The organism is Streptomyces sp. NPDC102274 (assembly GCF_044766385.1).
In the GTDB taxonomy this organism is placed as follows: domain Bacteria; phylum Actinomycetota; class Actinomycetes; order Streptomycetales; family Streptomycetaceae; genus Streptomyces.
On sequence record NZ_JBIWLW010000003.1, the window covers coordinates 240,693 to 266,239 of the forward strand.

The window sequence follows — 25,547 nt, forward strand, 5'->3', positions numbered from 1 at the left end:
TCTCGCGCGCGTACCCACCGTATGTCCGCGTATATCACCGCTGTCACTCGAAGGGGCTAATCGGCGGCAAACGCCGGATGGTCGCCCTCCAACTCGCTAGCCTGACCCTCTGTTTGGGCCGGGCCGAGAAGGGGGGAATACGCCGTGAGGGCCATTCCGGTGGCGGCGCGCGTCTACATTCTGGGTACCGCGCTCTGCGCGGCCCTCTGTGTCCGTCCCGCGTTGCGCCCAGACCTGCCCTGGGAGGCGATGGCGCTGCTGGCGGCGCTGTACGCCTTCTGCGAGCTGCCCGCCCGCTGCCGCTGTCCGGGACGCTCGGTGAACGGTTCCGCACCGGTCGTCGCCGGATCGTTCTTTCCCGTGCTGCTCGCCGCCGCCCTCCTGCTCCCGCCCGCCGCCGCCGCGCTGGTCGCCGTGCCGGGCGCGCTGCTCGGCCGGATCGAACAGCGCCCGAGAAGCGCGCGGCGGATCTGGCGCACGGCGCAGCTCACCCTCGCCACCTGGGCGGCGGCGTGGGCGCAGGTGTTCTTCGGCGGTCCCGTCGCGCTCGGCGGCGGGGGGTACGGGCTGACGACTCCCGACTTCCCCTACGTGCTGCTGCCCACCGGAGCCGCGGCCCTCGCCTTCTGTCTGGTGCTCTCCGCGCTCGACGGCGGCATCCTGGTCACCGCCGAGCGGCTGCCGCTGCGCACCGCCTGGCGCGGGCTGCTGCCGCGCTCGCTCGCCCCGCTCGGCGCGCACGGGCTCGCCGGGCTGATGATGGCCGTTCTGTGGCGCAGTCCCTTCGGGCCGCTCTCCGCGCTCTTCGTGCTGCTGCCGATGTACATCTCCTGCTGGGTCTTCGCCCAGTACCACCGCGAACGCGCCGCCCACCAGGCCACCATCAGGGCGCTCGTCCAGGCCGTCGACATCAAGGACCGGTACACCCGCGGACACAGTGAGCGGGTGGGGCACGCCTCCGTGCTGATCGCCCATGAGCTGGGCATGGAGCGGGAACGGATCGAAGTGCTCCGGTTCGCCGGGATCCTGCACGATGTCGGCAAACTCGGCGTCCCGACCCGGGTGCTGCGCAAGGACGGCCCGCTGACACCCGAGGAGCGCGGGGTGATCGAACTGCACCCCGAGTACGGGCACGAGATGGTGCGCGGCATCGGATTCCTGGGCGAGGCGCGGTCCGCGATCCTGCACCACCACGAACGGCTCGACGGCACCGGCTATCCGTTCGGACTCGCCGGGAAGCGGATCCCCGAGTTCGCCCGGGTGGTGGCCGTGGCCGACGCCTTCGACGCGATGACCTCGACCCGTTCGTACCGGCGGGGGCGGCCGGTGCCCACCGCGCTGGCGGAGCTGGAGCGGTGTGCGGGGACGCAGTTCGATCCACGGATGGTGCGGGCGCTGGTACGGGCGTTGGACCGGCGCGGCTGGCAGACGGTGGTCACGGCGGACGAGGCCGCTCCACCGGGCCCGCCGCCCGCCGCCGTACCGTCCGCGGCGTCATCGAGCGCGTCCCCCGCCGCGTCCCCCGCCGCGTCCCCCGCCGCGTCATCCGCCCTTCCGGCAGCCCCGCCCTCTGCCCCGTCCCGTGTCCAAACCGTCCTTCCGGCGCCTGCCGCGGTCGGGCGCGGAAACGTCCCTCCGGCCCGGACCGGCGGCACCGGCCGGACGCCCCAGGCCGGCCGTAATGCCGGGACCACCCGGAGCGGCCGGAGCGGCGGGCGATGACCTCGGCCGCGGTCCGGTCGTCGGCCGCCGGTCGCCACCCCGTCGCCCGCACCGTCATCGCGGTGTACGGCGCGGCGGCGCTGCTGACCGCCGTCGGGCTCGGCTCCACGCTCTGGCACGGCCTCGCCGACCCCCGGATCGCGCTGGCCTTCGGCGTACTCATCGCCGTCGGTGAGCTGGCGCGCTGGGGCGCGCTGCCCGGCGAGCGGGAGCCCGCGCCGGTCGCCGCCGCCGGGGCCCTCGCGTACGCGCTGCTCGGTGAGAACGCCGGACAGCCGGTGGGCCACGGCGTGCTCCAGACCGTCACCGTCGTCCTCACAGCCGCGCTCGCCGGGGCCGTACCGCATGTCGCCCGGGGGCGCGGGCCCGTGCTCGACCACATCGTGAGACGCGTTCTCACCGTCGGCTTCGCCGCTGTCTGCTTCCAGCCGCTCTACGACATGGCCGAACTGCGGGAACGGTTCGGCGCCGGTCCCGGCTACGCGATACTCCTGCTCCTGCTGCTGGGGCTCACCGCGCTCTGCGACGCCGTACTGGCCGCGCTCACCCTGCGGGCTCGCACCCGCCACCCCTTCGGGCCCCTGCTCCGCGACGAGTTGCGCGCGCTGCTGCACATCGGCTCCGCCGTCTGTGCCACCGGAGCGGTGATCGCGCTCGGGGTCGCCGTCGCCGGGCTGTGGGCGCTGCCGGTGTTCTGTGTGCCGCTGCTGCTGACCCAGCTGTCCTTCCGGCGGTACGCCGCCGTGCGCACGACCTACCGGCAGACGATCGCCTCCCTCGCCCGCGCCACCGAGATCGCCGGATACACCCCCCAGGGCCATGCCCGCAGGGTCGCGGAACTGAGCCTGGCCGTCGGCCGTGAGCTGAGGCTCTCCGGCCCCGAACTGACCGTTCTGGAGTACGCCGCCCTGATGCACGACATCGGCCAGCTGTCCCTGGTCGACCCGGTGCCCGACGGCGCCACCGCCCTGCTGCCCGTCACCGAACAGCGGCGGATCGCCCTGCTCGGCGGCGCGGTGGTCCGCCAGACCGGGGTGCCCGCCGCCGTCGCGGTGGTGGTGGAGCGGCAGGCGGACCCGTACCGGGAACAGCCGATGTCCGCCCGGATTGTCCGCGCCGTCAATGCGTACGACGACCTGGCCGGGGAATGTGGCACTGCGAGTGGACCGCTCAGCGCGCTGGAGCGGCTCCGGCTCGGGACGGCGCACGACTACCAGCCCGAGGTGGTGGAATCCCTGGCGCGCGTGCTCTCCCGAGGATGGTCGGGACCCCGGTCCGACGGGGTAACCCATGGGTAATGAGCGGGCGTCCGACCGAGCATGGTTGGATGCGAAGAAGAGCAAGATGTGGTGTCCGGGGGCACTGACCCGAACGACCGGCAGGCGGGAATCGTGAGGATCTTCGGGAAGGTACGGCATCGGCCCTCCGCCTCGTGGCGGCAGGCCACCGACCGCGCGTTCACGCTGATCGGTGACGGCAGGTACGAGGACGCGGGGGCGCTGCTGACGCGCGCGGCGGATCTGGAGCCCTGGCTCTCCGAGTCCTGGTTCAATCTGGCGCTGCTGCACAAGTTCCGGCACGACTGGGAGCAGGCGCGGGCCGCCGGGCTGCGCGCCGTCGCCCTGCTGGACAAGGAGACCGGCGCCCCCGACTGGTGGAACGTCGGGATCGCCGCCACCGCGCTCCAGGACTGGCCGCTGGCCCGCCGCGCCTGGCAGGCGTACGGACTGCGGGTGCCGGGCAATCCGCACACCGTCGAGGCCAACGGCGAGCCCGAGGGCATGGAGCTGGGCAGCGCGGCCGTCAGGCTCTCGCCGGAGGGCGAGGCCGAGGTCGTCTGGGGCCGCCGTCTCGACCCGGCCAGAATAGAAGTGCTCTCGATCCCGCTGCCCTCGTCGGGCAGGCGCTGGGGCGAGGTCGTGCTGCACGACGGCGTGCCGAACGGTGAGCGCACGACGGCATCGAGCCCGGACGGCACCACCCGCGCCTACCCGGTCTTCGACGAGATCGAGCTGTGGGCCCCCTCGCCCGTGCCCACCTGGGTGGTGCTGCTCGAAGCGGCGACCGAGGAGGACCGGGACGCCCTGGAGCGGCTGGCCGCCGATGCCGGATTCGCCGCCGAGGACTGGTCCTCGTCCGTACGGCTCCTCTGCCGGGCCTGCTCGGAGTCCACGATGCCGAGCGCCGAGGGCGACGGCGAGCATCTCGACCCGCACGACCACAGCGAGCCGGGCCATCCGGGGCCGCTGGGCCACCGCACGGCCGGCGACCTGTGGGCCCCCGAGCGCGAGTGCGGGATAGCGGCCCCGGCCGCGCTGGTACGCGGCCTGCTGGACGGCTGGGTCGCCGACAGCCCGGACACCCGTGAGTGGCGCGATCTCGAAGAGGTCTGCTGAGCGCTCCCCGAGAGGGGAGATCCGCCGGGCCGGTAAGGGAGATCCGCTGGGGCACGGGGGAGATCCGCCGGGGGACCGGGGAAGATCCGCCGGAGCGGCAGGGGAGATCCGCCGGGGCACGGGGGGAGATCCGCCGGGGCCGTCTGCCGGGAACGTGCTGAGACTCCCCGAGGGCTGCCCTTAGGCTGTATGGGCACATCGCACGGATCGTGCAGGCAGCATCGGGTACCGAGGAAGGCGTACTGCGGACATGGCGCAGCAGGAGACGGACCAGCGGATCGACAGAGGGACCTCGGTGGCGGAGCCGGGGGACGGGTTCGTCGTGGACACGGAGGACGCCGAGGCGCGCGAGCTGGCGCACCGCGAGCGAGGCACGTCCCGCCCGATCACCATCGTCGGGAATCCGGTGCTCCACAAGGAGTGCCGGGACGTCACGGAGTTCGGTGACGAGCTCGCCGCGCTGATCGACGACATGTTCGCCAGCCAGCACGCGGCCGAGGGCGTGGGCCTGGCCGCCAACCAGATCGGTGTGGACCTGAAGGTCTTCGTCTACGACTGCCCGGACGACGACGGCGTACGGCACGTCGGCGCCATCTGCAACCCGGTGCTGGAGGAACTGCCGCCCGCCGAGCGGCATCTCGACGACTCCAACGAGGGCTGTCTCTCCGTGCCGACGGCGTACGCGTTGCTCCCGCGCCCCGACTACGCGGTGGTACGCGGTCAGGACGCTCAGGGCAACCCCGTCAGGGTGCGCGGCACGGGCTACTTCGCCCGCTGCCTCCAGCACGAGACGGACCACCTCTACGGGTACCTGTACATCGACCGTCTCTCGAAGCGCGACCGCAAGGACGCGCTCCGGCAGATGGCGGAGAACACCCCGCGCTACGAGACGGTTCCCAACCCCTGAGGGACCCCCGCCCCCGCGAGCGGCGGCGGGGGCGCCACCGTGCGCTGGTACTCCTCCCAGATCAGCGGCGGGAACGCGCTGCCCCGCTCGGAGTCGGGGCCGCCCACGCCCTGCATGGGAAGCAGGTTCGGGACGTCGGGCTTCGTGCGGAACATCGTGACCGAGGTGCTCAGTTCGCTGGTCGTACCGATGAACCAGGCTGATTTCATCCGGTCGTTGGGACCGGTCTTGCCGACCTGGACCGGGTAGTGGACCTTCCGGTCCTTCGGGGGTTCGAGGGCGCTCCAGCCGACCCGCTGGAGCGCCGCGCCGACGATCGCGGCCACCTTCGGGTCTATCGCGCGCCGTGCCTCGGGCTTCTCGAAGCCGTCGACCTCGACGCCGTCCCGCTCGATCCTGGTCACCGAGTACGGCTCCGTCGCCCGGCCCTCGTTGATGAAGGTCGTATAGGCGCTGGCCAGCCGGACGGCGCTGGGGGTCGAGGTGCCGATCGAGAACGTCGGCTCCAGCTTCGCCATGCTCTCCTCGCGCAGCCCCGCCGCGATCGCCAGCTTCTCGACCGTCTTCAGCCCGATGGCCTTGCCGGTCTGCACGAACGGGGTGTTGTCCGAGTCCACCAGAGCCTGGGCGAGGTCCCAGGGCATCGGCTCGGACCGCGCCGGTGCTACGGGTTTCAGTGCCTTCCCGTCGTCGGCGGGAAGGGCGGACGGATGCTTCCGGGCGCTGACGCGCTCCAGGGCGGCGGCGTACACGAAGGGCTTGAACGCGGAGCCCGCGGGCACGCCCGAGGTGTCCGCGTTGTTGCTGAAGTGCTCAATGGCGTCCGCGCCGCCGTACACCGCGACGATCGCCCCGTCCTCGGGCCGTACGGAGGCCGCGCCGACCTGCGCACGCTGGTCGGCCGCGCGTTTCTTCGGATCCAGGCGGTCCGCGCGTACCTTCTCGACGGCCTTGGTCAGCGCGCGCACCTTGTCCTTCTCGAAGGTGGTGTGGACGCGGTAGCCGCCACCGGCGAGATCCTTGTCGGTGATCTCCGTGCGGCTCTTGATGTACTTGTTGGTGATGTCGACGAGATAGCCGATCTGTCCCGCCTGGCTGGTCGGCTTGACGGGCGGTTTCGGCTCGGGGAACGACGTGTACTTCGCGCGTTCCCCGGCGCTCATCGAGCCGGTCTCGACCTGACGGTCCAGGATCCAGCTCCACCGTTCCACGGCCCGCTTGTGGTTCGCGGGGCCGAGGGCCGGGTCGTAACTGTCCGCGCCCTTGAGGAGTGTGGCGAGCAGGGCGCCCTGACTGGGGTTCAGGTCCTTGGCGGGGACACCGTAATACGCGTACGAGGCGGCCTGGACGCCGTACGAGTCGCGGCCGAACCACGAGGTGTTCAGATAGCCCTGCAGGATCTCGGACTTGGGCTTCTGATTGCTGACTTTCAGGGAGAGGAAGAGCTCCTTGACCTTGCGAGTGATCGTCTGGTCCTGGCTCAGATAGGTGTTCTTCACATACTGCTGGGTGATCGTGGAACCGCCCTGGGTCTCCTCTCCCTTGACGATGTTCACGGCGGCGCGGGCGATGCCCGTCACCGAGATGCCCGCGTCCCTGTAGAAGTCCGCGTTCTCCGCCGCGATGACGGCGTTCCGGACGGACTTGGGCACCTGCGCGAGCGTGATGTCCTGCCGGTTCGTATCGCCCACGCTCACCATCCGGCTGCCGTCCGCCCAGTAGTAGACGGTGGCCTGCCGGCGCGCGGAGTCGTGCTCGTCCGGGATCTCGACGCTCAGGTAGATGGCCACGAACAGGCCCGCGAGCGCGCCGACGGAGAGCAGGAACAGGCCGGAGACGAGCTTCCAGGAGGGCAGCCAACGCCGAAGGCCGCGCCGGCCGTCTCGGGGGAAGTCGATGCGCCGGCGGCGTGGCTCGCGGCGGTCGGCCTGGATGTCGTCGCTGTCGGACGGCGGTTCCGTGTGGTTCGCGCGGCGTATGCGGGGCAGCCTCATGGGGGGTGCGGACCTCCTGGATCATGAGCCGCCACTCGAGGGGATGGCGAACTCGGCCGGGAAGATCTCCGGGCGGCGACCGCGGTTGGTTCGTTCGCGGAACCTCCACATCCCGATCGGCGCTCTTCCACTTCCGCTCCGCCTTGCCGGGGACCGGTTGACGCGCGTCGACCTGTACGCCAATCTCTGCGTACAACTCAGCCCCGGCACAGGGAGATCCGATGCTCAGACGCACCGTCCGACTGCTCCTCAGCCTTGTCATGGCCATGTCCTTCGCCTGGGCCGGAGCGCTCGCCACGGCCGGTACGGCACACGCCGACGGCTGCTACACGTGGTCCCGCACGCTCTCCGAGGGCGCCTCTGGCGCCGATGTCACCCAGCTCCAGATCCGGGTGGCCGGCTATCCGGGGACCGGCGCGGTACTCGCCATCGACGGCGCGTACGGCCCGGCGACCACCGCCGCCGTGAAGCGCTTCCAGTCCGCGTACGGGCTGGCGGCCGACGGGGTCGCGGGCCCCGCGACCTTCAGCAAGTTCTACGCGCTCCAGGACGACGACTGCACGCCGATCCACTTCAGCTACGCCGAGCTGAACACCTGCAACAGCACATGGGCGGGCGGCGCGGTGACCGCGGCCACCGCCAAGTCCAACGCCCTGCGCACGATGTGGAAGCTGGAGGCGATGCGCCACGCGCTGGGCGACCAGCCCCTCCGGGTCACCAGCGGCTTCCGCTCACAGGCGTGCAACAGCGCGGTCGGCGGGGCGGCGAGCAGCCGCCATCTCTACGGGGACGCCGCCGACATCGGTGCCGGGCCGCACTCGCTCTGCACACTGGCGCAGACGGCCCGTAACCACGGCTTCAACGGGATCCTCGGCCCCGGCTACCCGGGCCACGACGACCACGCGCACGTCGACCACCGGCCGAGCCGCTACTGGTCGGCGCCGAGCTGCGGCATCTGACCCGCGCGGCGCGTCGCGTGACCGCGCGGCGCGTCGCGTTCCGGGGCCTCACGCGGCGTGCGAGGGGCCCCGGAACGTACGGCGGTACGTGTTCGGGGTCGTCCCGAGCGTCCGCAGGAAGTGATGGCGCAGCCCGGCCGCGTTCCCGAACCCGGCCCGGCCGGCGACGCTGTCCACCGTCTCGTCCGTCGCCTCCAGCAACTCCTGTGCCAGCAGCACCCGCTGGCGCAGCAGCCAGCGGTACGGAGTGGTCCCCGTCTCCTGCTGGAAGCGGCGGGCGAACGTGCGCGGCGACATATGGGCACGCTCGGCCAGCTGCTCGACGGTCATCTCGCGGTCCAGGTGCCGTTCCATCCAGCCGAGGACGTCGCCGACCGTGTCACAGCGGCTGCGGGGCAGCGGGCGTTCGATGAACTGGGCCTGGCCGCCGTCGCGGTGCGGCGGTACGACCATGCGGCGCGCGATCGCGTTGGCGACCTCGGGGCCGTGCTCCTTCCGTACGAGATGGAGGCAGGCGTCGATCCCGGCGGCGGTGCCGGCCGAGGTGATCACCGGCCCCTCGTCCAGGTACAGCACGTCCGGCTCGACAACGGCCCGCGGGTAGGCGCGGGCCAGCTCCGCCGCGTGCCGCCAGTGCCCGGCGCACCGGCGCCCGTCCAGCAGCCCGGCGGCGCCGAGTACGAAGACCCCGGAACACACGCTCAGCACCCGAGAGCCCCGGTCCACGGCGCGGCGCAGCGCGGCGAGCAGCTCCGGCGGGTACTCGCGGCGCGCGTACGAGTCTCCGGCCGGTACGGCGATCAGATCGGCCTCTTCGAGGCGGTCCAGACCGTGCAGCGAGCCGATCGTGAACCCCGCGTGGGTCCGCAGCACGGGCCCCTCGGCCGACACCACCGCGAAATCGTGCACGGGGAGATCCTCGTCGCTCCGGTCGAGACCGAACACCTCACAGAGGACGCCGAGCTCGAAGGGATGTACTCCGTCCAGCAGGACGGCGGCCACATTGTTCAGCATGGATCCAGTGTGGCAGTAATTCGATGGTTGATGACAGTACTGCCACTGCTTTCGATGCCGGAGACCGGCGAGAGTGGGGACATGGACACCTTCCTGACAGTTCTCGCCCTTATCGCCCTGTTTGTTCTGATGGGTCTGCCGCCGCTGATCTGGCACCTCAAGGACCGGGCGATCGACCGCCAGCTACGCCGTGCCGAACACCCGGAACGCCAGGAGAACGCCCCGCGCCCCGCCGCCACCCCGCCACGGTCCCGTGCGCGAGCCCCGCGCACAGTGCACCGACCGCGTACCACAGCAGGTCAGGGGCGTTGAAGGTCGAGCCGAGCACCAGCCGCGCGAGCACACTGCGCGCGGCCAGCTCGCCCGGAAGGTCAGTGAGCTGAAACAGCTCGACGGCCCAGCTGAACCCGAGCGCGACACCCCCGGCGACGAGCGGCCGCGCCCGGGGAGCGACCAGCACGGCCAGCGTGTACACGAGCACGGTATAGAGCGCGTCCCCGCCGTACTTGACGACGTCACCGCCCCCGGACCCCACACCCCGGATCCCGAGCCCGGCCCCCACGGTCAGCAGCGCGGCACCACCGGCGACCAGGCGCGTACGCACGAGAGTTCCCATGGGGGGAGACCTTAGAGGTCGCGCACATAGGTGGGGCGGCGTCGCGTGCCGATGGGCGGCGCCCGGCGGCGTTGTCGTCGGTCCACGAAGCTCCGCTTCGCCTCCCTCCTCCGCCTTGCCACGCTTGCCCCTCACCCCGCTCCTTCCTCCACCCCACCTATGTGCGCGACCTCTTAGTCCGACCGTCGCATGCGCCCGGTCAGGTCCGGCGCCCTCCAGCAGGATGCCTTCCAGCAGGACGTCGACCTGAATCGGGGTCTTCAAAGTTGAGCGGTGCGGAGGTGTCCGCGGGCTCGATTCCGAGTGGTTACCGCACCTGGCACCCGCTCGCGAAGCGGCTGTGGGACTCCCTTCAGGACTCCGGGCAGGCCGACTTCTATCAAGCGAGCGACTGGACCCTGGCCTACTCGCTGTGCGAAGCCCTCTCCTACTACAAGAAGTCGGGGAAGCGTTCGGGACAGATGCTCCAGACCATCTACTCAGCCTTCGAGCGGCTGCTCGCCGTCGATGAGCCAGAAGTCCGCTGCGGGCAAGGCGACCCCGAGAGCCTGACGGCGAGGCAGCCAGCGCACCTGTTCCCCGGCTTCGATGTTCAAAGGCGTCGTGAGGCGGGGCAGTTGCCGCTGTTGGGATCGATCCCGATGAACCGTAAATCCATAGTGACCTCACTTCATGTCGGCGAGGTCATCGACGGTATGGGTTTCGTGGGGCCGTCTTCAACGAGACTGCAGCGCCTTGCAGATGGACTGGGGAGACGGGCACGGTGGAGGTCAGGCGGGGGTGGTCGGCTGGGTGCCGGCGAACGCGATGAAGGCGTTCCAGTGGTCGGTGGGGAAGTGAAGTATGGGGCCCTGTACGTGCTTTGAGTCGCGGACGTGGACGGTGTGAGGGGCGGCGGCCACCTCTACGCAGTCCCCGCCGTCAGATCCGCTGTAGCTGCTCTTGAACCACGTCAGGTGAGATGACTGGTTGGCAGAGTGTTCGTTGTTCATGCCTCTCCCGCAACTCGCTCGATCAATTGCGCAGATGCCTCCGCGTTCAGGGCCTGCGTCCGCAGCTTGCCATAGCGCAGGGTGAAGCCACTGACCTGTGCGGCGTCGGTGATCACCAGCCCAACTCCCTGCGACTCGATATAGCCGACATGGCGATGCTCCAAGGTCTCCATGAGGACCACAGGTCCATTCAGTCCTGGGTGGAAACCACGGTCCGAGGGCATGACCTGGATCTCGACATTGCGCATTTGGCCTTGCTTGAGCAAGTGTTGAAGCTGCCCTCGCACCACCTCGGGGCTGCCCGCCATACTCATCAAGGCCGTTTCGCCGATGATGAAGCATGTCTCCACCATGGGTGTTCGCGTCAGCAGCTTCTGTCGGCTGAGCCTGGCTTCAGTGTGCTGTTCGATCACCTCCTCGCTGAGCGGTGGGCAATGCGCCGAGAACAACGCCCGCGCGTAGTCCTCGGTCTGGAGCAATCCAGGGATGAGCAAAGGTTCGTAGCACATTCGACTGATGGCCTCCGCCTCGATCAGGGCGAAGTCCTGGAAGAACAGCGGGAGCTTTGCGAGATCCACATCGTCTTGCAGGACCGCCAGCGCTCCCTGCGCGTTCAACGCCTGCTCCGCCCTCTCCGTGAACATTGCCTTGGCTGGCCGTCGGCCCTGCTCGATGGACGCGACCTGTTCGTACGAGTAGCCCACCACATCGGCGAACGCCTCCTGGGTCAGCCCGGCTCTGTTCCGGAAGAGCTTGACCAACTTGCCGTAGCCGACCCAGATGCCCGGTCGGTCGTCGGCCGGAGAACGTTGCTTCTTCGTGCGGCTGGTTCCCATACGTCTCACACTCCAACGCGTGTGCCATTTGCGAATGCCTCTTACCGGCCAACGCCCGGTACTGCGCGAACGGCACGGGTTGCGACCCGTACAAAAAAGTGGCCGACCCGTACCAGCGCGTCAGGTACGACCGCCTGACCTGGCAACACTATGCGCGTGACGGGACCGTTACCCTATGAAGTCGGAAATCGCCGCCCCCACGGTCTCAACGGGCCCGGCCGTCCCCGCCCAACTCACCTCCCCGCCCCCGCTTTCGCCGCTGTATCCGCCCTCTCGGATCAGGCTCAGTTCCAGCCATCGCGGTGCGCGGCTCGCGCGGTTGCTCGCCGCGCAGCAGCTGGCGGAGTGGGGGATTCCACGTACGACGTCCACCGGCACCGTCGTCGTCGCCGTTGTCGCCGAGCTGGCCGCGAACGCCGTGACGCACGGCCGTACCCCCGGGCGGGACTTCGAGGTGCGGCTGGCGCTCTCGGCCGTCGTCGTCCGGGGCGAGGTCCTCGACACCCGGCCCGACCGGCTTCCCCGTGTCCCGGGCCTTACGCTCCCGCCCCCACCGGACGCGACCAACGGGCGCGGGCTGCTGCTCGTCGCCGCGTATGCCGACCGGTGGGGGTGGAGTGTGCGTGATGCGTACACCACCAAGACCGTCTGGGCCGAGGTGGACTACCGAAGAGTCTAGAAGTCGTCAGAGTCTAGAAGTCGTCGTCGAAGCCGACCGTGCCCTCGACCGCGACCTGGTACGCCGACGGGCGGCGCTCGAAGAAGTTCGTCAGCTCCTGGACGCCCTGGAGCTCCATGAAGGAGAACGGATTCCGGGAGCCGTAGACCGCCGGGAAGCCCAGCCGCTGGAGGCGCTGGTCCGCGACGCACTCCAGGTACTCGCGCATCGACTCGGTGTTCATGCCCGGCAGACCGTCGCCGCACAGGTCGCGGCCGAATTGCAGCTCCGCCTCGACGGCCTCCTTCAGCATGTCCGTGACCTGCCGCTCAAGTGCGTCGTCGAAGAGGTCGGGCTCCTCCTTGCGGACCGTGTCCACGACCTCGAACGCGAAGTTCATATGCATCGTCTCGTCACGGAACACCCAGTTGGTGCCGGTGGCCAGGCCGTGCAGCAGGCCGCGCGAGCGGAACCAGTAGACGTACGCGAACGCGCCGTAGAAGAACAGCCCCTCGATACAGGCCGCGAAGCAGATCAGATTCAGCAGGAAGCGCCGGCGGTCCGCCTTCGACTCCAGGCGGTCGATCTTCTCCACCGAGTCCATCCATGTGAAGCAGAACCGCGCCTTCTCGCGGATCGACGGGATCTCCTCCACCGCGTCGAAGGCCGCCGCGCGGTCGTCCGGATCGGGCAGATACGTGTCCAGCAGCGTCAGATAGAACTGGACGTGTACGGCCTCCTCGAAGAGCTGGCGGGAGAGATAGAGCCGCGCCTCGGGGGAGTTGATGTGCTTGTAGAGCGTCAGCACCAGATTGTTCGACACGATCGAGTCGCCCGTCGCGAAGAACGCGACCAGCCGGCCGATCATGTGCTGCTCGCCGGGGGAGAGCTTGGCGAGGTCGGCGACGTCGGAGTGCAGGTCGACCTCCTCCACCGTCCAGGTGTTCTTGATCGCGTCGCGGTAGCGCTCGTAGAAGTCCGGGTAGCGCATCGGCCGCAGTGTCAGCTCGAAGCCCGGGTCCAGGAGGTTCTTGGCGGTTGTCACGGTTGGTTCGGTGGTCATTTACTGGCACGCCTCGCAGGACTCGGGGTTTTCCAGGGAGCAGGCGATGGCGTCCTCATCGGGCGTCATCTGCGCGGGGACCGGCGCGGGTACGGGCACGGGCGCGGGTACGGGCGCCTGTGCCGCCCGCGCGATACGCGTCGCCGGGCGCGAGCGCAGGTAGTACGTCGTCTTGAGGCCCTTCTTCCAGGCGTACGCGTACATCGAGCTGAGCTTCCCGATGGTCGGCGTTTCCAGGAACAGGTTCAGCGACTGGCTCTGGTCGAGGAACGGCGTACGGGCCGCCGCCATGTCGATCAGGCCGCGCTGCGGGATCTCCCACGCCGTGCGGAACAGCTCGCGCACCTCCGCCGGGATCCAGGTGAAGCCCGCCACCGAGCCGCTCGACTCGCGCAGCGCCTCGCGCGTCTGCGCGTCCCAGACACCGAGCCGCTTCAATTCGTCCACCAGGTACGAGTTGACCTGGAGGAACTCCCCGGAGAGTGTCTCGCGCTTGAAGAGGTTGGAGACCTGCGGCTCGATGCACTCGTACACGCCCGCGATCGAGGCGATCGTCGCCGTCGGCGCGATCGCGAGGAGCAGGGAGTTGCGCATACCGGTCGTGGCGATCCGGGCGCGCAGCGCGTCCCAGCGCTCCGGCCAGTTCAGCTCCACGTCGTAGTGGTCGGGGTGCAGCACCCCGCGCGCGGCGCGCGTCTCGGACCAGGCGGGGAGCGGGCCGTTGCGCTCGGCGAGCGCGCAGGACGCCTCGTACGCGGCGAGCATGATCCGCTCGGCGATCTTCGTGGAGAGGGCGGCGGCCTCGGCGGAGTCGAAGGGCAGCCGCTTCTTGAAGAAGACGTCCTGGAGGCCCATCGCGCCCAGGCCCACCGGGCGCCACTTCGCGTTGGACCCGGCGGCCTGCTCGGTCGGGTAGAAGTTGATGTCCACGACCCGGTCGAGGAAGGTCACGGCCGTACGGACGGTCTCGTCGAGCCGCTCCCAGTCGAGGTCGCCCGACTCCAGCACGAACGAACCGAGGTTGATGGAGCCGAGGTTGCAGACGGCCGTCTCCCCGTCGTCCGTCACCTCCAGGATCTCCGTGCAGAGATTGGACGAGTGGACGACACGGCCGGGCTCGGCGGTCTGGTTCGCCGTACGGTTCGAGGCGTCCTTGAAGGTCATCCAGCCGTTGCCGGTCTGGGCGAGGGTGCGCATCATCCGGCCGTACAGCTCGCGGGCCGGGATGGTCCTGCGGGCCAGTCCCGCGGCCTCCGCCTCGCGGTAGCGCGCGTCGAACGCGTCGCCCCACAGGTCGACCAGTTCCGGCACGTCGGCGGGGGAGAAGAGGGACCAGACGCCGTCCGAGTCGACCCGGCGCATGAACTCGTCCGGGATCCAGTGCGCGAGATTCAGATTGTGCGTACGGCGGGCGTCCTCGCCGGTGTTGTCGCGCAGCTCCAGGAACTCCTCCAGATCCGCGTGCCAGGTCTCCAGGTAGACGCAGGCCGCGCCCTTGCGCCGGCCGCCCTGGTTGACGGCCGCGACCGAGGAGTCGAGGGTGCGCAGGAACGGGACGATGCCGTTGGAGTGCCCGTTGGTGCCCCGGATCAGCGAACCGCGCGAACGGATACGGGAGTACGAGAGGCCGATGCCGCCCGCGTGCTTCGAGAGCCGCGCCACCTGGTGGTAGCGGTCGTAGATCGAGTCCAGCTCGTCCAGCGGGGAGTCCAGCAGATAGCAGGAGGACATCTGCGGGTGGCGCGTACCGGAGTTGAAGAGGGTGGGGGAGGACGGGAGGTAGTCCAGCCTGCTCATCAGGCGGTAGAGCGCGGCGACCTCGTCGAGTGCGCGGACGCTCTCGTCCTCGGCCAGTCCGCAGGCCACGCGCAGCATGAAGTGCTGCGGGGTCTCGATGACCTGGCGGGTGATCGGGTGGCGGAGCAGATAGCGGCTGTAGAGGGTACGCAGCCCGAAGTAGCCGAAGCGGTCGTCGGCGTTCCGGTCGATGAGCGCGTCGAGGAAGTCGGCGTGGAGGATGACGAAGGCGGCGGTACGGTCCGCGATCAGGCCCTCGCGGTGGCCGACGGCGACGGACGCGGAGAACGCCACCGAGCCCTGGCCCGCGGCCTCGTCGGCGATGGTGCGGGTCAGCAGCCTCGCCGCGAGCAGGGAGTAGGCGGGGTCCTCGGAGATGAGCCCCGCCGACGCCTCGGTGGCGAGCGCGCGCAGCTCGGCCTCGTCCGACCGGGCGTTACGGCCGCGTAGCGCGGCGGCGGCGACTCTTCCGGGGTCGGTGTCGGGCAGATCGGCGGTCAGGTTCGTCAGGGTCCGCAGCAGTGCGGTCCCGGGTCCGTCGGCCGCCCGCGCGGTGGCCTCGGAGATGCCTGAAGCCGGATCGGCTGGCGCGATGGTCACGTGGTGCTCTCCCTCGCTCGGCTCTGGGCCGTCGGGAGGGGAGCGGGCTTGTTCTCGCGGTACGGAGCGTACGGCCCGGATCCGGGCAGCGCGGCGTACGGCGCCCACCGGCCCATCCACGAGGCCCGGACGTCTCGGCGTCCGGTTCGGTCGAACCGGGCGCACTGCCGGCAGGTGTTCGGACTCGTGGGTACGGCAAAGCACACCACATCACACCGTTGCGGGACAGTTCCGGATTCGCACCGGATTCCCCTGCGTAGACAGCGAGGTCGAGCATACATGTGGGGGCTGGCTCGGGTACCACCCCCCAGATGTTGTGTCGTGCGTCATCCTGTCCGTGGCCGCGCGGACAACGGAAGGGCCGCCGGATCCCCCGCGTACCAAGGGATCCGGCGGCCCTTCCGGACAGGGCCCAGCCGTACGGCAACCGGTCAGCGGCCTCCCGGGCCGCCCGACGTCGGTGCTGGGAGTTCGACCTTCACGCCCGGTTCGCCCGCGTCCGCCGTGTAGTCGGTGGGGCTCGTCTCGTCCGTGCCCTCCGGGGCCTTGGCCGCGCGCAGGACGAAGGTGAGCGCCACCGTCACCACCAGGTTGAGCACGAACGCGGTGAGGCCGATGTAGCCGATCTCACCCAGGCCGGGGATCTCCTTGGACGAGCCCCCGAAGTGCGCCTGGGTCGGGCTGGCCACGCCGTACGCGGCCGCCGTGCCGTAGACCATGCCGACGGCCCAGCCCGCGAGCAGCGCCCAGCGGTGGAACCAGCGGGTGAACAGACCGCCCACCAGCGCCGGCATCGTCTGGAGGATCCAGATCCCGCCCAGCAGCTGGAAGTTGATCGCGACCGTCTTGTCCATGGTCAGGACGAAGGCCAGCGCGCCCACCTTCACCAGCAGTGAGACCAGCTTCGAGACCTTGGTCTCCTGCGCGGGTGTGGCGTCCGGTTTGATGAAGTCCTTGTAGATATTGCGGGTGAAGAGATTCGCCGCCGCGATCGACATGATCGCGGCCGGCACCAGCGCGCCGATGCCGATGGCCGCGAAGGCCACCCCCGCGAACCAGTCGGGGAACATCGTCTCGAAGAGCTGCGGGATCGCCAGCTGTCCGTTGTCGACCTTGACCCCGGCGGCGATCGCCATGAAGCCGAGCAGCGCCAGCAGACCCAGCATCAGGGAGTACAGCGGGAGGATCGTGGTGTTGCGCCGGATCACCTCGCGGCTGCGACTGGAGAGCGTCGCCGTGATGGAGTGCGGATACATGAAGAGCGCGAGCGCGGAACCGAGCGCCAGCGTGGCGTAGCCCCACTGCCCGGCCTCGCCCGGCGCGAGCGAGCCCCGTGGCTGGCCGGTCGCCGGGTTGGTCTGCGCGAAGGCGTCCCCGGCCTTGGCGAAGATGTCGTCGAACCCGCCCAGCTTGATGGGGATGTAGATGATCGCCACGACGATCACGATGTAGATCAGTGTGTCCTTGACGAAGGCGATCAGCGCGGGCGCCCGCAGCCCCGACGAGTAGGTGTACGCGGCGAGCACACCGAAGGCGATCAGCAGCGGCAGGTCCTTGATGAACCAGTGGGTGTTCTCACCGCCGCCGACGCCCATCACGTCCAGCACCGCCTGGATGCCGACGAGCTGGAGCGCGATGTACGGCATCGTGGCGAGGATGCCGGTGACGGCGACCGCCAGCGACAAGCCCTTCGATCCGAACCGGCCGCGGACGAAGTCCGAGGTGGTCACGTATCCGTGCTTGTGCGACACCGACCAGAGCCGGGGCAGAAAGGTGAAGATCAGCGGGTAGACCAGGATCGTGTAGGGCACGGCGAAGAAGCCGGACGCGCCCGCCGCGTAGATCGCCGCCGGTACGGCCACGAAGGTGTACGCCGTATAGAGGTCGCCGCCGAGCAGAAACCAGGTGACCCAGGTGCCGAACGAGCGGCCGCCCAGGCCCCATTCGTCGAGGCTGTTCTCGTTGGCGGCCTTGCGCCAGCGTGCCGCCAGGAACCCCATGACCGTGACGGCCACGAAGAAGATGATGAAAACGGCGAGTGCCACGCCGTTCACGCCGTCCTTCATTTCGACGCACCTCCCTTGCGGGAGCGCTGGTCACGCTTCCACAGCTGGTAGGCGGCCATCGTGAGCACCGCCGAGACCGGGACCCAGAGCATCTGGTACCAGTAGAAGAAGGGGATGCCGATGAACGTCGGCTCGGTCTTCGCGTAGGACCCGACCCAGAGCAGCGCCACGAAGGGCGCGACGAGGCAGAGGGCGATGATCACCCGCGCGGGCGTGACCGTGGGGGGTGGTTTCTCTTCCGGAACTTCTGACACAGCGGCTCCGTTCCCTCGTTGATCGCCTGTGGTAATGCGCAGGAAATCTAAGGGAAGGCGCTGGTCAGCGTCACCCCCTGTCCGCAGGTCGTTACGTCAACGGTATGCGGACGGGGTGCGCCGGGGCGGCGTGCGCTTCAGCGGGCGAGGCGCTTCGGTGGGCGGCGTACGCTTCAGTGGGCGGGGCGTTTCAGTCTTGCCACGAACTTGTAGCGGTCGCCGCGGTAGACGGACCGTACCCACTCCACCGGCTCACCGGCCGCGTCCAGTGAGTGCCGCGAGAGCATCAGCATCGGCAGCCCGACATCCGTACCGAGCAGCCCGGCCTCGCGCGGGGTGGCCAGCGAGGTCTCGATGGTCTCCTCGGCCTCGGCCAGATGGACGTCGTACACCTCGGCCAACGCCGTATAGAGCGAGGTGTACTTGACGAGCGAGCGGCGCAGCGCGGGGAAGCGTTTGGCCGAAAGGTGGGTGGTCTCGATGGCCATCGGCTCGCCGCTGGCCAGCCGCAGCCGCTCGATCCGCAGCACGCGCCCGCCGGTGGTGATGTCCAGCAGCCCGGCCAGCGTGTCGTCGGCGGTGACATAGCCGATGTCCAGCAACTGCGAGGTCGGCTCCAGGCCCTGGGCCCGCATGTCCTCGGTGTACGAGGTGAGCTGGAGCGCCTGCGAGACCTTGGGCTTGGCGACGAACGTGCCCTTGCCCTGGATACGTTCGAGCCGGCCCTCGACCACCAGTTCCTGGAGCGCCTGGCGCACGGTGGTGCGCGAGGTGTCGAACTCGGCGGCGAGCGTACGCTCCGGAGGCACCGGCGTGCCCGGCGGCAGCGTCTCCGTCATATCGAGCAAGTGCCGCTTCAAACGGTAGTACTTGGGCACGCGTGCCGTACGGGTGGCAGGTCCGCTCTCGGTCTCCGTACCGCCCCCGTCCGTGGCCATGGCCTGCCTTCCCGACTCCTGTGCTGCTGCCGTCACCGGCTCCTCCGTCTGTCGCGGCTCACATGGTGGCACGGTCCGGCCACGGGTCGTCGCCCTGCCTCAGAGCCTCTCAGGTGTCGGTCCGATAACGGACACGACTGCCCTTCTTATACACCCTTGACACCCCTAAAGGTCTAGGCCAAGCTCCCCGTACTGGTCTAAACCATTAAAGACCAGGTCCCAGCCCCAGCAGTACTCGTCGTACGTCTTCGCGGTCTTCGCGGTGGGCAGGGGTTGCAGGCATCCCTGAGGAGGGTGGCGTGAAGCGCAAGCTCATCGCGGCGGTCGGCGTCGCGGGCATGATGGCCGGTCTTGCCGCGTGTGGTTCGGAAGAAGGAACGGCGTCCAAGGATCCCAAGGACCGTAAGGAGACGCTGACCGTCTGGCTCATGTCGGACGCGCAGAGCACCTGGCCCGAGCTGGTCAAGGATGTCAACGCGCAGTTCAAGACGAAGTATCCGAATGTGAAGGTCAACGTCCAGTACCAGCAGTGGGCGGACAAGGCCAAGAAGCTCGACGCGGCACTGGCCGGCGACAAGTACCCCGATGTCGTCGAGCTCGGCAACACCGAGACCATGACGTACATCCTCAACGGTGCGCTCGGCGAGATCGACCCGAAGAAGTACGAGAACTCGGACACCTGGATCAAGGGCCTGAAGGACACCTGCTCCTTCGAGGGCAAGCAGTACTGCGTGCCCTACTACGCCGGTGCGCGTGTGGCCATTTACAACAAGGACATGTTCAAGGCCGGTACCGGCTCGGACCAGCTGCCCACCACCGAGGCCGAGCTGACCGCGGCGCTCGACAAGGTCGGCGCCAAGTACGGCAAGGACAAGGCGTTCTCGCCGCTCTACCTGCCGGGCCGTTACTGGTACGCCGCCATGTCCTACGTCGCGGCGTACGGCGGCCGGATAGCCGAGTACGACGAGGGCGCGAAGGAGTGGAAGGCCACCCTCTCCACCCCGGAGGCCCAGAAGGGCATCCAGCACTTCGTCGACCTGGTGAAGAAGTACAACCACGGCGACAAGACCAAGGACGAGGCGGACCACGCCAACGTCATGGCCAACGAGAAGACCGCGCTTCTCTACGGCAACGGCTGGGAGGCCGGCAGCGTCGTCGACTCCGCCACCAACGGCAACCCGAAGCTGAAGGACAAGATCCTCACAGCCGGTATGCCCGGCCCCGACGGCAAGGCCCTGCCGTCCTTCATCGGCGGCTCCGACCTCGCCACCATCTCCAAGTCCAAGATCCAGGACCTCGGCGAGGAGTGGATCGCGGCCTTCACCAGCGCCAAGTCGCAGGAGGTCCTCGCCTCCAAGAACATCCTGCCGAACAACACCAAGCAGCTGGAGCCGCTGAAGGCGAAGCCGGAGACCGCGCCGATCGCCAACGCCGTCCCGGACGCGTGGTTCACCCCGATCGCCCCGGGCTGGACCGCCATCGAGAAGAAGGAAACCCTTGAGGTGATGCTGCTCGACATCATCAAGGGCAAGTCGGTGGCCGACGCCACGAAGGCGGCCGACGCGGAGATCGACCAGCTGATCAACGAAGAATCCTGAGTCCGACGAGTCCGACGAGCTTCTGAGTCTCCGACTCCTTCGTCTCCGACTCTGTTGATCGCCTACGGGGGGTGGCAGGCCCGCGAGGGCTCCGCCGCCCCCCGTCCTCCGGTACCAGGTCCGAACGGAAGGCCAGCACAGTGAGTGCCGCCGACATGAAAGCAGCCGACCCTCCGGTAGCCGTCGCACGCGTCCCCGAGAGATCCGGCTCCCAGCCGCCCGTGGGCGGGCAGCGCAAGCGGCGCAAGGCCGGCGCGCTGCTGCCGTATCTCCTGATAGCTCCCGCGTTCGTCGCGATCGCCGCCGTTTTCGTCTGGCCGCTCATCAAGACGATTCTCATGTCCTTCCAGGACGTCGGCCGCCGTGAGCTGTGGAGTGGGGAGGCCGCCCCCTGGGTGGGCTTCGAGCAGTTCACCAACATCCTCGGCGACGGCGAGTTCTGGGCCGTCGTCTGGCGGACCATCATCTTCATGGTCGCCTGTGTGGTGGCCACGATGGGTATCGGGCTCGGCATCTCCATGCTGATGCAGCGCATGGACACCTGGGTACGACTGCTGCTCACGGCGGCGCTGGTGGCCGCCTGGTCGATGCCGCTGCTGGTGGCGACGTCCATCTTCCGCTGGTTCGCCGACTCGGACTACGGCGTCCTGAACATGGTGCTGACCAAGTACCTCGGGATCGACGCCCAGGGCCACAACTGGTTCCTCGACCCCAAGCAGGGCTTCCTCGTCATCGGAGCCGTCGTCGTCTGGGGCGCCATCCCCTTCGTCGCCGTCACGCTCTACGCCGCGCTCACCCAGGTCCCCCGGGAGCTGGAGGAGGCGGCGTCCCTCGACGGCGCGGGCGTGGCCGGGGTCTTCCGCTATGTCACCTGGCCGGTCATCAAGCCGGTGTTCCAGATGGTGGCCACGCTGTCCGTCCTCTGGGACTTCAATATCTTCGGCCAGATCTTCCTGATCCGCGGCAACAAGCCGGAACCGGAGTACTCGGTCCTCGGGATCTACTCGTTCGAGAAGGCCTTCGAGTCCAACTCGTTCAGCCAGGGCGCGGCCATCTCCCTCATCACGGTCCTGCTGCTCTCCGGTGTCGCCGTGTACTACCTGCGTCAGCTGCTCAAGATCGGAGAGGTCGAATGAGCGCCTCCACCTCCCAGGCCCTCCGCCCGGACACCGAGCGGGGCACCGCGCCGGGCGCCGGGCAGGTCCTGCGCCAGGACCGCAAGAAGAACCGGCTCGTCTACAACATCCTGGGCCTGGCCGTGTTCGTCTTCATGGCCTTCCCGGTGTACTGGCTGATCATCAGCGCCCTGCGGCCGAACCACGAGATCCGCAGCTACGACCAGACCCTCTGGCCCTCGTCGATCACCCTCGACAACTTCCAGCGGGCCATCGACCAGCCGAACTTCGGCACGGCCATCCAGTCCAGCCTGATCATCTGCGGCGTCGCGGTCATCGGCGGCATGCTGCTCGCCACCATCGCCGCCTTCGCCATCGGCCGCTTCCGCTTCCGCGGCCGCAAGTTCTTCATGATCGTGCTGCTCGTCGTGCAGCTGCTGCCGCCGACCGCGATGCTGATCCCCATCTACATCCAGCTCAACGACCTGGGCGGGCTGAACGAGTACTGGGGCGTCATCGTCATCTATCTGGTCTCGACGCTGCCCTTCGCGACCTGGATGATCCGCGGCTTCATCGTCAACATCCCGCCGGAGCTTGAGGAGTCCGCGATGGTGGACGGCTGCAGCCGGATGGGCGCCTTCTGGCGGGTGACCTTCCCGCTGCTCGCCCCCGGTCTCGCCGCGGCGGCGATCTTCTCCCTGATCACGGCGTGGAACGAGTACCTCCTCGCCTACGTCGTCCTCCAGGACAATGACAAGTACACGCTGAACGTGTGGCTGATGAACTTCACCACCTCGCGCGGTATCGACTACGGAGCCCTGATGGCCGCCTCGACCCTGATCGCGATCCCGGTCGTGGCCTTCTTCCTCCTGGTGCAGAAGTACATGGCAACCGGCCTCACCTCCGGCGCAGTGAAGGGTTAGGACCGCCGATGACGACTCTCGTAAGCAGTACGGACACCCTCACCCGCGACGCACTCGCCGTGCTCCAGCCCGGCTTCCTGGGCACCACCGCCCCCGACTGGCTGCTGCGCCGCCTCGGCGAGGGCCTCTCCTCCGTCGGGCTCTTCGGCCGCAACATCGCCTCGCCCGAGCAGCTCGCCGCGCTCACCGAGCGGCTGCGGGCCGAGCGGGACGACGTCCTCGTCGCGATCGACGAGGAAGGCGGCGACGTCACCCGTCTGGAGGTCGGGCACGGCTCGTCCTTCCCCGGCAACTACGCCCTGGGCGCCGTCGACGATGTGGACCTCACCCGGGCCGTCGCCCGGGAGCTGGGCCGGCGGCTCGCCGAGTGCGGGGTCAACCTCAACTGGGCCCCCTCGGCCGATGTGAACTCCAACCAGGACAACCCCGTCATCGGCGTACGGTCCTTCGGCGCCGACACGCCCCTGGTGGCCCGGCACACCGCCGCGTATGTGGAGGGGCTCCAGAGCGCCGGGGTCGCCGCCTGTACCAAGCACTTCCCTGGCCATGGCGACACCTCCGTCGACTCGCACCACGCGATGCCCCGTATCGACGTGGACTTGGACACAGTGAACGCCCGCGACCTGCTGCCTTTCCGCGCGGCCATCGCGGCGGGTTCCAAAGCGGTCATGAGTGCGCATATCCTGCTTCCCGCGCTCGATCCGGACCACCCGGCGACTCTCAGCTCGCGGATCCTCACCGGTCTGCTCCGTGAGGAACTGGGCTTCCAGGGCCTGATCGTCACCGACGGCATGGAGATGCAGGCCATCGCCTCGAAGTACGGGATCGAGCGCGGCTCCGTCCTCGCGATCGCCGCGGGCGCCGACGCCATCTGCGTCGGCGGCGGCCTGGCGGACGAGGAGACCGTGCTGCGGCTGCGCGACGCGCTGGTGGCAGCGGTACGGACCGGCGAACTGCCCGAGGAGCGACTGGCCGACGCGGCCGCGCGGGTGCGCGGACTCGCCGACTGGACGCGCCGGGTCAGGGGGGCTTCGGGGCCGGGCGCGGATTCGCAGGAGGGGACCGCGCCCGGCACCGCGTTCACCGTCGCACCGGACACCGGGATCGGCCTCGTCGCCGCCCGCCGCGCCGTGCGGGTGACGGGCAGCGCGGAGCCGCTCACGGAAGCGCCGTACGTCGCCGCGTTCACCCCCGTCGCGAACATCGCCGTCGGCGAGGAGACCCCGTGGGGCGTCGCCGCGGAGCTGGGGCGGCTGCTTCCCGGTACGGAGACGGGCTCGTACAGCGGCGCCGGAGCGGCCGGTACGGACCCGGCCTGGCCGGCCGGTGAACTGCTCGCCGCCGCCGGCGACCGTACGATCGTCGCCGTCGTACGCGACGCGCACCGCCACCGCTGGATGTCCGACGCGCTGGACGCCGTGCTGGCCGCCCGCCCGGAGACGATCGTGGTCGAGATGGGTGTGAACGAGGCGGAGCCCAGGGGTGCGCTGCACATCGCGACGCACGGCGCCGCGCGGGTCTGCGGACGGGCCGCCGCGGAGGTCATCACGGGCCGCCGGGAGTGAGCCTCCGGGACCGGTTCTGAAACGACGGTGCCGGGCCGCCCCTTCGCGGGGGTGGCCCGGCACCGTCGTGTGTGGGGGCTGGGGTGATGTGGGGGCGCGAGGTCAGATGCCCTGCCAGTCCGGCTTGGACGCGTAGGTGGCGCGGAAGTAGTCGGCGAGCTTCAGCCGGGACGCCGCCGACTCGTCCACGACGACCGTGGCGTGCGGGTGGAGCTGGAGCGCGGAGGCCGGTACGAGTGCGGCGACCGGGCCCTCGACGGCCTGCGCGATTGCCTCTGCCTTGCCCTCGCCGGTGGCGAGCAGCACCAGATGGCGGGCTTCCAGGATGGTGCCGATGCCTTGTGTGATGACGTGGTGCGGCACCTCCTCGGGGCTGTCGAAGAACCGCGCGTTGTCCTCGCGGGTCTGCCGGGTCAGCGTCTTGATGCGGGTGCGCGAGGCGAGCGAGGAGCAGGGCTCGTTGAAGCCGATGTGCCCGTCCGTACCGATGCCGAGCAACTGGAGATCCACACCGCCGGCCCCGCTCAGGGCGCGGTCGTACGCCTCGCACGCCGCCTGCACGTCCTCGGCGGCGCCGTCGGGGCCGATGAAGGAGCTCTCGCTCAGTCCCAGCGGCTCGACGACCTCGCGCAGGACCACGGAGCGGTAGGACTCGGGGTGGCCCGCGGGCAGCCCCACGTACTCGTCCAGCTGGGCTATGCGCGCGCGTGAGGCGTCCACCTCGCCGGCGCGCACCTTGGCCGTCAGCGCCTGGTAGATGGGCAGGGGGGTCGAGCCGGTGGCCACGCCGAGCAGAGCGTCCGGCTTGCGGCGCAGCAGGCCGGCGATGCTGTCCGCGATGAGCTCGCCACCTGCCGCGGCGTTCGGGACGATGACAACTTCCACGCTGGACCCTGCCAATCTGGTAATGAGACTCTTGTGGTATAGACCAATTCTATCAGAGGCTGCCCGGAGCCGAGCGGTGGCGGCCCGGCGACGGCCCGGTGGCGGCCCAGTGGCGGGGGCGCCGGGGCCCATGGCCGAGCGGAAGGACCGGGGCACGACCGGCGGGGGCGTGACGGACTTCGCTATCAGCAAGTGGGCGGCTCGCCCGATGGGCGGCAGAGGCGGCGCAAGCCGGGTGGCATATGCGCGTCGGGGGGGGGCAGGGCCAGGATCCGTACGCGCCGCGCGCGATGGCGAAGACACCGGAGGCCGGCCGGCCGTGCACCGGACGTGCTCCGTACCGGCGGGCCGTGACGCGCTCCGTACCCGCGGGCCGCGGCGCCGCGACGGGACCCTCAACCCGTACGGCACCGCAGCCCGGAGTTGCTACGGCCGGCGGGTGTGCGGTCCCGCGTGGCCGTTGGGAGAGGTCCCGTCGCAGTCAGGGCAGAGAGCGCCGGCACCTCGGTCCACCCTCCTGTGCGGGGAGAGCGGAGGCTCATACAGCATTGTGGACTAGACCATTCTGGCCTGTCCATGCGTGTACCGAGCCTATTTCCCTTCGTACCCTCCAGTACAGACCACGTTCGTGCGGGTTCCCGCCGCGGGT

At 69.5% G+C, this 25,547-nt stretch carries 21 protein-coding genes, 1 pseudogene and 1 riboswitch; of the genes and pseudogenes, 10 read left to right on the forward strand and 12 right to left on the reverse strand.

Annotation, left to right across the window (positions count from 1 at the left end; translation table 11 throughout):
• Nucleotides 1-144: 144 nt before the first annotated feature.
• The 4 genes from ACIRQP_RS05655 (at nt 145) to def (ending at nt 5,025) form a co-directional block, all read left to right on the forward strand.
• The gene (locus tag ACIRQP_RS05655) at nt 145-1,722 is read left to right on the forward strand and encodes an HD-GYP domain-containing protein (protein ID WP_403883917.1); all 1,578 of its coding nucleotides are present in this window, start codon (nt 145-147) and stop codon (nt 1,720-1,722) included.
• Nucleotides 1,719-3,020 carry an HD-GYP domain-containing protein gene (locus tag ACIRQP_RS05660; RefSeq protein ID WP_403883920.1) on the forward strand — a complete coding sequence of 434 codons (1,302 nt, stop codon included), beginning with the start codon at nt 1,719-1,721 and terminating at the stop codon, nt 3,018-3,020. The genes ACIRQP_RS05655 and ACIRQP_RS05660 overlap by 4 nt, the downstream gene beginning before the upstream one ends.
• A gap of 93 nt (nt 3,021-3,113) precedes the next feature.
• Entirely contained in the window at nt 3,114-4,118 is a 1,005-nt protein-coding gene (locus ACIRQP_RS05665; protein ID WP_365971434.1) for a hypothetical protein, read from the forward strand.
• Between the two features lie 250 nt (nt 4,119-4,368).
• Nucleotides 4,369-5,025 (forward strand): peptide deformylase, encoded by a 657-nt coding sequence (def, locus tag ACIRQP_RS05670; RefSeq protein ID WP_403883924.1) that lies wholly within the window; start codon nt 4,369-4,371, stop codon nt 5,023-5,025.
• Here def and ACIRQP_RS05675 read toward each other — a convergent pair.
• Nucleotides 5,001-7,019 carry a transglycosylase domain-containing protein gene (locus ACIRQP_RS05675; RefSeq protein ID WP_403883927.1) on the reverse strand — a complete coding sequence of 673 codons (2,019 nt, stop codon included), beginning with the start codon at nt 7,017-7,019 and terminating at the stop codon, nt 5,001-5,003. The genes def and ACIRQP_RS05675 overlap by 25 nt on opposite strands.
• A gap of 221 nt (nt 7,020-7,240) precedes the next feature.
• Between ACIRQP_RS05675 and ACIRQP_RS05680 the strand changes: the two genes are divergently transcribed.
• Nucleotides 7,241-7,978: a D-Ala-D-Ala carboxypeptidase family metallohydrolase gene (locus ACIRQP_RS05680; RefSeq protein WP_403883930.1), complete on the forward strand. Its 738-nt coding sequence runs from the start codon at nt 7,241-7,243 to the stop codon at nt 7,976-7,978.
• Nucleotides 7,979-8,026: 48 nt separating this feature from the next.
• Here the strand turns inward: ACIRQP_RS05680 and ACIRQP_RS05685 are convergent, their stop codons facing one another.
• The 5 genes and pseudogenes from ACIRQP_RS05685 to ACIRQP_RS05705 all read right to left on the reverse strand — a co-directional run bounded on the left by ACIRQP_RS05685 (nt 8,027) and on the right by ACIRQP_RS05705 (nt 11,436).
• On the reverse strand, nt 8,027-8,992 hold the full coding sequence (locus ACIRQP_RS05685) for a GlxA family transcriptional regulator (RefSeq protein ID WP_403883933.1): 966 nt from the start codon (nt 8,990-8,992) through the stop codon (nt 8,027-8,029).
• Between the two features lie 157 nt (nt 8,993-9,149).
• The gene (locus ACIRQP_RS05690) at nt 9,150-9,608 is read right to left on the reverse strand and encodes a DUF2809 domain-containing protein (protein WP_403883936.1); all 459 of its coding nucleotides are present in this window, start codon (nt 9,606-9,608) and stop codon (nt 9,150-9,152) included.
• Nucleotides 9,609-10,108: 500 nt separating this feature from the next.
• Nucleotides 10,109-10,210: pseudogene (locus tag ACIRQP_RS05695) on the reverse strand (DUF6879 family protein); the annotation flags it as partial.
• 168 nt (nt 10,211-10,378) lie between these two features.
• Nucleotides 10,379-10,600, reverse strand: coding sequence for a DUF397 domain-containing protein (locus tag ACIRQP_RS05700; protein ID WP_403883939.1), 222 nt, complete (start codon nt 10,598-10,600; stop codon nt 10,379-10,381).
• A complete protein-coding gene (locus tag ACIRQP_RS05705; RefSeq protein WP_403883942.1) occupies nt 10,597-11,436 on the reverse strand; it encodes a Scr1 family TA system antitoxin-like transcriptional regulator in 840 nt (279 codons plus the stop codon). The genes ACIRQP_RS05700 and ACIRQP_RS05705 overlap by 4 nt, the downstream gene beginning before the upstream one ends.
• Before the next feature lie 175 nt (nt 11,437-11,611).
• Between ACIRQP_RS05705 and ACIRQP_RS05710 the strand changes: the two genes are divergently transcribed.
• Nucleotides 11,612-12,115 (forward strand): ATP-binding protein, encoded by a 504-nt coding sequence (locus tag ACIRQP_RS05710; RefSeq protein ID WP_403883945.1) that lies wholly within the window; start codon nt 11,612-11,614, stop codon nt 12,113-12,115.
• Between the two features lie 13 nt (nt 12,116-12,128).
• Here the strand turns inward: ACIRQP_RS05710 and ACIRQP_RS05715 are convergent, their stop codons facing one another.
• The 5 genes from ACIRQP_RS05715 to ACIRQP_RS05735 all read right to left on the reverse strand — a co-directional run bounded on the left by ACIRQP_RS05715 (nt 12,129) and on the right by ACIRQP_RS05735 (nt 18,812).
• Complete coding sequence (locus ACIRQP_RS05715; RefSeq protein WP_403883948.1) at nt 12,129-13,157, reverse strand: ribonucleotide-diphosphate reductase subunit beta; 1,029 nt, start codon at nt 13,155-13,157, stop codon at nt 12,129-12,131.
• Nucleotides 13,158-15,554: a ribonucleoside-diphosphate reductase subunit alpha gene (locus tag ACIRQP_RS05720; protein WP_403883951.1), complete on the reverse strand. Its 2,397-nt coding sequence runs from the start codon at nt 15,552-15,554 to the stop codon at nt 13,158-13,160.
• A gap of 151 nt (nt 15,555-15,705) precedes the next feature.
• A riboswitch (cobalamin riboswitch) is annotated at nt 15,706-15,874 on the reverse strand.
• Nucleotides 15,875-15,985: 111 nt separating this feature from the next.
• Nucleotides 15,986-17,620 carry a monocarboxylate uptake permease MctP gene (gene mctP / locus ACIRQP_RS05725; protein ID WP_403883954.1) on the reverse strand — a complete coding sequence of 545 codons (1,635 nt, stop codon included), beginning with the start codon at nt 17,618-17,620 and terminating at the stop codon, nt 15,986-15,988.
• Nucleotides 17,617-17,874 (reverse strand): DUF3311 domain-containing protein, encoded by a 258-nt coding sequence (locus ACIRQP_RS05730; RefSeq protein ID WP_403883957.1) that lies wholly within the window; start codon nt 17,872-17,874, stop codon nt 17,617-17,619. Before ACIRQP_RS05730 ends, mctP begins: the two co-directional genes overlap by 4 nt.
• Nucleotides 17,875-18,047: 173 nt before the next feature.
• Entirely contained in the window at nt 18,048-18,812 is a 765-nt protein-coding gene (locus ACIRQP_RS05735) for a GntR family transcriptional regulator (RefSeq protein WP_403884378.1), read from the reverse strand.
• 299 nt (nt 18,813-19,111) lie between these two features.
• Between ACIRQP_RS05735 and ACIRQP_RS05740 the strand changes: the two genes are divergently transcribed.
• The 4 genes from ACIRQP_RS05740 (at nt 19,112) to ACIRQP_RS05755 (ending at nt 24,013) form a co-directional block, all read left to right on the forward strand.
• Nucleotides 19,112-20,410 carry an extracellular solute-binding protein gene (locus tag ACIRQP_RS05740; protein ID WP_403883959.1) on the forward strand — a complete coding sequence of 433 codons (1,299 nt, stop codon included), beginning with the start codon at nt 19,112-19,114 and terminating at the stop codon, nt 20,408-20,410.
• Nucleotides 20,411-20,550: 140 nt separating this feature from the next.
• Nucleotides 20,551-21,546: a carbohydrate ABC transporter permease gene (locus ACIRQP_RS05745; protein ID WP_403883962.1), complete on the forward strand. Its 996-nt coding sequence runs from the start codon at nt 20,551-20,553 to the stop codon at nt 21,544-21,546.
• A complete protein-coding gene (locus tag ACIRQP_RS05750) occupies nt 21,543-22,448 on the forward strand; it encodes a carbohydrate ABC transporter permease (RefSeq protein ID WP_403883965.1) in 906 nt (301 codons plus the stop codon). Before ACIRQP_RS05745 ends, ACIRQP_RS05750 begins: the two co-directional genes overlap by 4 nt.
• A gap of 8 nt (nt 22,449-22,456) precedes the next feature.
• A complete protein-coding gene (locus ACIRQP_RS05755) occupies nt 22,457-24,013 on the forward strand; it encodes a glycoside hydrolase family 3 protein (RefSeq protein ID WP_403883968.1) in 1,557 nt (518 codons plus the stop codon).
• Between the two features lie 102 nt (nt 24,014-24,115).
• Here ACIRQP_RS05755 and nagB read toward each other — a convergent pair whose 3' ends face one another.
• Nucleotides 24,116-24,898 carry a glucosamine-6-phosphate deaminase gene (nagB, locus tag ACIRQP_RS05760; protein ID WP_403883971.1) on the reverse strand — a complete coding sequence of 261 codons (783 nt, stop codon included), beginning with the start codon at nt 24,896-24,898 and terminating at the stop codon, nt 24,116-24,118.
• Nucleotides 24,899-25,547: the final 649 nt, after the last annotated feature.

Bases quoted from the DNA above. Each gene is read 5' to 3' on its own strand.
- ACIRQP_RS05735 (WP_403884378.1), bottom strand. From the start codon at position 18,812: ATGGCCACGGACGGGGGCGGTACGGAGACCGAGAGCGGACCTGCCACC.
- ACIRQP_RS05700 (WP_403883939.1), bottom strand. From the start codon at position 10,600: ATGAACAACGAACACTCTGCCAACCAGTCATCTCACCTGACGTGGTTC.
- ACIRQP_RS05685 (WP_403883933.1), bottom strand. From the start codon at position 8,992: ATGCTGAACAATGTGGCCGCCGTCCTGCTGGACGGAGTACATCCCTTC.
- mctP (WP_403883954.1), bottom strand. From the start codon at position 17,620: ATGAAGGACGGCGTGAACGGCGTGGCACTCGCCGTTTTCATCATCTTC.
- ACIRQP_RS05750 (WP_403883965.1), top strand. From the start codon at position 21,543: ATGAGCGCCTCCACCTCCCAGGCCCTCCGCCCGGACACCGAGCGGGGC.
- ACIRQP_RS05755 (WP_403883968.1), top strand. From the start codon at position 22,457: ATGACGACTCTCGTAAGCAGTACGGACACCCTCACCCGCGACGCACTC.
- ACIRQP_RS05675 (WP_403883927.1), bottom strand. From the start codon at position 7,019: ATGAGGCTGCCCCGCATACGCCGCGCGAACCACACGGAACCGCCGTCC.
- ACIRQP_RS05680 (WP_403883930.1), top strand. From the start codon at position 7,241: ATGCTCAGACGCACCGTCCGACTGCTCCTCAGCCTTGTCATGGCCATG.
- def (WP_403883924.1), top strand. From the start codon at position 4,369: ATGGCGCAGCAGGAGACGGACCAGCGGATCGACAGAGGGACCTCGGTG.
- ACIRQP_RS05690 (WP_403883936.1), bottom strand. From the start codon at position 9,608: ATGGGAACTCTCGTGCGTACGCGCCTGGTCGCCGGTGGTGCCGCGCTG.
- ACIRQP_RS05710 (WP_403883945.1), top strand. From the start codon at position 11,612: ATGAAGTCGGAAATCGCCGCCCCCACGGTCTCAACGGGCCCGGCCGTC.
- ACIRQP_RS05705 (WP_403883942.1), bottom strand. From the start codon at position 11,436: ATGGGAACCAGCCGCACGAAGAAGCAACGTTCTCCGGCCGACGACCGA.
- ACIRQP_RS05660 (WP_403883920.1), top strand. From the start codon at position 1,719: ATGACCTCGGCCGCGGTCCGGTCGTCGGCCGCCGGTCGCCACCCCGTC.
- ACIRQP_RS05715 (WP_403883948.1), bottom strand. From the start codon at position 13,157: ATGACCACCGAACCAACCGTGACAACCGCCAAGAACCTCCTGGACCCG.